Origin of the sequence: Mesorhizobium sp. M5C.F.Ca.IN.020.29.1.1 (genome assembly GCF_003997375.1) — a bacterium.
Taxonomy (GTDB): domain Bacteria; phylum Pseudomonadota; class Alphaproteobacteria; order Rhizobiales; family Rhizobiaceae; genus Mesorhizobium; species Mesorhizobium wenxiniae.
Genome location: NZ_RZSW01000614.1, coordinates 1 through 3,332, shown reverse-complemented (window position 1 = coordinate 3,332; position 3,332 = coordinate 1). Strand labels below are relative to the sequence as shown.

Annotated in this window: 2 protein-coding genes and 1 pseudogene; 2 read left to right on the top strand and 1 reads right to left on the bottom strand. The window is 64.6% G+C overall.

The features are described 5' to 3' along the window. Positions 1 to 12: 12 nt before the first annotated feature. The gene (locus tag EOA85_RS30800) at positions 13 to 1,002 is read right to left on the bottom strand and encodes a zinc-dependent alcohol dehydrogenase family protein (RefSeq protein ID WP_127212247.1); all 990 of its coding nucleotides are present in this window, start codon (positions 1,000 to 1,002) and stop codon (positions 13 to 15) included. A gap of 104 nt (positions 1,003 to 1,106) precedes the next feature. On the opposite strand from EOA85_RS30800, the gene EOA85_RS30795 reads away from it, so the two are divergent. Together EOA85_RS30795 and mutL are read left to right on the top strand one after the other, a co-directional pair. Then, positions 1,107 to 2,009, top strand: coding sequence for a LysR family transcriptional regulator (locus tag EOA85_RS30795; RefSeq protein ID WP_065009694.1), 903 nt, complete (start codon positions 1,107 to 1,109; stop codon positions 2,007 to 2,009). An 81-nt stretch (positions 2,010 to 2,090) separates the two neighbouring features. Beyond that, a pseudogene (gene mutL / locus EOA85_RS30790) lies at positions 2,091 to 3,332 on the top strand (DNA mismatch repair endonuclease MutL); the annotation flags it as partial.

Here is a 3,332-nt window from a genome sequence, read left to right as displayed (position 1 = left end):
CATTAATGCTCGTCAGATCGTCACGACGATCTTGCCGAATTGCTCGTTCGACTCGAGAAACCGATGCGCCTCGACGATCTGCTCGAATGGAAAGGTTTTGGCGATCACCGGCCGAAGCGACCCCGACATCAACCCGTCAAGGATGAACGTCTTGGCGGCCTCCAACCGCGCCGGATCGCCAGTGATTTCGTGGACCAGATAGCCGCGCAGTGTCAGCGTCTTGGCCAGCACGGCGAATAGCGGGAACGGCGTTGGCTCGGGGCTCAAGCCGCCATATTCGATGAGAATGCCACCCCGTGCCATCGCCGCCGTCAGGGGCGCGAATATCGGGCCGCCGACTGCGTCGAACACCACTCGGATGTCCTCCGGGCCGGCGATGTCCTTCAGCCGGGCTTCCAGATCTTCGTCCGCTAAAGAAATAACATGGGCGGCGCCGAACTCGAGCAAGGCCTCTCTCTTGGCAGATGTCCGCGTGGCCGCGATCGGGGTCGCGCCAACCATGTTGGCAATCTGGATCGCGGCGAGTCCGACACTGCTTGATGCCGCGGTAATGACGACAAAATCGTCCCTGCTGAGCTTGGCAATGTCGATCAATGCGCCATAGGCGGTGAGATACTGCGTCCAGACGGCTGCCGCCTCTTCCCAGCTGAGCGATGGCGGGTGCTTGACCACGAGGTGGGCGGGATATGTGGCAATCTCACCATAGGCGGGCCAGCGGGCCATCGATAGTGGCGGCACGACACTGACGGCCTCACCTGGCGCAAAACCGCCCACGCCTTCGCCGACCGCTTCGACGACACCGGCTGCCTCAAGGCCAAGACCGGAAGGCAATGGCGGCGTCTGGATATAGGTGCCCCACCGCATCAGCGCCTCGGCCCGGTTGAGCCCCAACGCCTTGACCCGGATCTGAATCTCGCCCCGACTAGGCCTGGGAGTATCGACATTCTCGATGCGCAGAACCTCGGGACCACCATGCTGATGAAAACGAACAACGCGTGCCATCCGGCCATAACTCCAAAATATTTGAACCGAATACGCTATGCCAACAGCCGCCTGGCAGATAAATAGCTGCTTGGGCAAGACAGTAGAAACTGAGAGTTTTGAATATGGATCGCCTTACCAGCATGGCCGTGTTCGTCAAAGCCGTTGATCTGGGCTCGTTCGCGGCGGCTGCTGCCGCTCTCGATCTGTCCGGACCGATGATCGGCAAGCATGTCCGGTTTCTTGAAGAGCGTCTGGGTGTGCGCCTCATCAACCGGACCACTCGCCGCCAGAGCCTGACAGACTTCGGGCGCGCCTATTATGAGCGCTGCCGGCTCGTGCTCGCTGAAGCCGAGGCTGCAGATGCACTCGCGGCCGATCAACTCTCCGAACCACGCGGAAAGCTGCGCGTCATCATGCCTGTGCATTTCGGCCGGCGCTGCGTAGCCCCGATCCTGCTGGAGCTTGCGCAGCGATATCCTGCTCTGGAACTCGACCTGTCGTTCAGCGATCCCATCGCCGATCTTGCAGAGGATGGCTGCGATCTTGCCATCCGGACCGGCAATCTGGAGGATCAGCCCGGCGTGATCGCCCGGCGCATCGCGCGCCAGCGCATGGTCGTCTGCGCGTCGCCATCCTATCTCGAGATGCACGGGTGGCCACGGCAGCTAGGGGATCTCGGCAGCCACCAGGCCATCATCTACCGCCGTTCGGGCCGTGTCGTTCAACCGTGGCTGTTTCCGCGCGATGATCAGGCCGCACTGGAGGTCATGCCGGTCAGCCGCTTGCGGCTCGACGACCTCGCTGCGATCGCCGATGCCGCGGCAGCGGGCATGGGGCTTGCCTGGCTGCCATACTGGCTGGTCCGTGAACACATTCAGGCCGGCGCACTTCTCGTGCTGCTGCCGAAACAGCCGGGATTTCTTTACGACGCCTATGCGCTATGGCTGCAGACGCCTCACTTGCCGCTGAAGGTCCGTTTGGCCGTCGATGCGCTGGCGGCAGCACTGCCCAGGCTGATGACGTGAAATGCAGGAGTGCGGTGGGCGGCGCGGATTCCTCAATTCTGCCTCTCCCGCATGGGCGGCGAATCCGCGTATAGTGCCTTCATGCCCATCCGCCAGCTTTCCGAAACGATGATCAACCAGATCGCCGCCGGCGAAGTCATCGAGCGTCCGGCAAGCGTGGTCAAGGAACTGGTCGAGAACGCACTCGATGCCGGCGCTGCCCGAGTCGAGATCGTCACCGCCGGCGGCGGGCTCAACCTGATCCGCGTCACCGACGACGGCTGCGGCATCCCGGAGAATGAACTGGCGCTGGCGATCGCACGCCATTGCACCTCGAAGCTCGCCGACAACATTCACGACATCCGCTCGCTCGGCTTTCGCGGCGAAGCGCTGCCGTCGATCGGCTCGGTGGCGCGGCTGTCGATCCGCTCGCGCACGGCCAACGGTGACAGCGCCGCCGAGATCGGCATCGAGGGCGGGCGCGTGTCCGCCGTCAGGCCGGCGGCCGCCAATCGCGGCACCACGATTGAGGTGCGCGACCTGTTCTTCGCCACGCCGGCGCGGCTCAAATTCATGAAGGGCGAGCGCGCCGAAAGCTCGGCGACCAGCGATGTGATAAAGCGCATCGCCATCGCTTTCCCGCCGTGCGCTTCACGCTGGCCGGTTCCGACCGCTCGACGCTGGAACTGCCGGCGACCGACGACAGCCCGGAAGGCCGGCTGCGCCGCGTCGCGCAAGTGATGGGCGCCGACTTTCCGGAGAATGCCATTGCCATCGACGCCGTGCGGGACGGCGTGCATCTCGCCGGTCACGTCTCGATCCCGTCGTTCAGCCGCGCCAATGCGCTGCAGCAGTACGCCTATGTCAATGGCCGGCCGGTCCGCGACAAGCTGATCGCCGGCGCTATCCGCGGCGCCTTCGCCGACGTGCTGCCGCGCGACCGCCATGCAGTGACGGTGCTGTTCCTGACGCTCGATCCGGCCATCGTCGACGTAAATGTCCATCCGGCCAAGGCCGATGTCCGCTTCCGCGATCCGGGGCTGGTGCGCGGGCTGATCGTCGGCGCCATCCGCGAGGCGCTGGCCAATGCCGGCATCCGTGCCGCCACCACCCGGGCGGCCGGCATGATGGCGGCGTTCCGGCCGGGCGCGGCGTCCTATGCCCATGCCGGTCCGGCAAACGGCCATCGCAGCTACGAAGCGGCCTACCGGGCCTCCGGCTTCGCCGGTTTCGACGCCTCCCGCTCGCCGCAACGACCGCTGGACATGGGGCTTGAAGACACGGAATTCAGAAATGGTGGCTTCGGCGAAAACGATCAGGCGGCGTTCGACGCCGGACCGCTTC

Excerpts from the sequence above, each read along its gene's own strand:
- EOA85_RS30800 (WP_127212247.1), bottom strand. The coding sequence starts at position 1,002 with ATGGCACGCGTTGTTCGTTTTCATCAGCATGGTGGTCCCGAGGTTCTG.
- EOA85_RS30795 (WP_065009694.1), top strand. The coding sequence starts at position 1,107 with ATGGATCGCCTTACCAGCATGGCCGTGTTCGTCAAAGCCGTTGATCTG.